Consider the following 832-nt stretch of genomic DNA (forward strand, 5'->3'; position numbering starts at 1 on the left):
TCCCGGGCGGAGAACCTGGCAATACACACGGTGGGGAGCCTCTCGGTCTGTCGGGCGCCGGCCTTACCGGGCCCTGCTCGAACGGTCCCCAGGCTATCGCGAGAGGGGCGCCGTCCCGCTGGTCTGCGGGTCGGCGCCCCTCGGGCGGTGTCTGAGCGGGTGTCAGTCCTGCGGCAGGCGCGGGGCCGGGGCGACCGACAGGACGGTGCGGCGGGGGTTGGCGGTGACCATCGGCAGCGTGGTCGCGTACTCCCGCGGGCCCTGGGCGGCGCGCACGCCGGGCAGCTGGCCGAAGTCCTCGATCGAGGCCAGCGAGGTCCGACGCGGATTGGCGGTCGAGCCGCTCGTGGGCGTGGACGTGGTGGCCTGGTTCGCCGGCTGGGACATTGCGTCACACCTTCGGGTTCGGGGCCGCTCGCAGGAGTCGGCGACGGAGATTCTGGGCAGGCTCACGCCTGGGCACCGCGCACCAGGGTAGACGGTCCGGGAGCGGAGCATCCGGAGCTCTTTCCATAGCCATCCTGATCACGGCTACATAATTCGGCTGTGATTTTGCTCACAAATTGCCGGACAATGTCGTCATCTCGGGCATTTCGCACGAGCAGGCCATTGCGACAATCCCGATATCTCGGACATTCAGGAACGTCTACGACTCCAGGTGACCTAGGGTCCAGTTGGCATGTATCCGGCGAGTGTCCGAAAAGGGTGGTATTCCGGGTCCGTTACCGCACAGTCCGTGAGACGGTGCGCGCACTGGGTAGCCCAGGACACCGACAGGTAACGCCCCTTGTTGGACTTCTCCCGCTGTGCTGGAATGCGACGGAAAAACTCG

General features: G+C 66.7%; 1 protein-coding gene. It reads right to left on the reverse strand.

All coding sequences use genetic code 11. The features are described 5' to 3' along the window. Window positions 1–162: 162 nt before the first annotated feature. Complete coding sequence (locus ABD323_RS42270; RefSeq protein WP_184913963.1) at window positions 163–387, reverse strand: hypothetical protein; 225 nt, start codon at window positions 385–387, stop codon at window positions 163–165. Between the last annotated feature and the right edge of the window lie 445 nt (window positions 388–832).

Origin of the sequence: Kitasatospora nipponensis (genome assembly GCF_039528135.1) — a bacterium.
GTDB classification, from domain to species: Bacteria; Actinomycetota; Actinomycetes; order Streptomycetales; family Streptomycetaceae; genus Kitasatospora; species Kitasatospora nipponensis.

Excerpts from the sequence above, each read along its gene's own strand:
- ABD323_RS42270 (WP_184913963.1), bottom strand. The coding sequence starts at position 387 with ATGTCCCAGCCGGCGAACCAGGCCACCACGTCCACGCCCACGAGCGGC.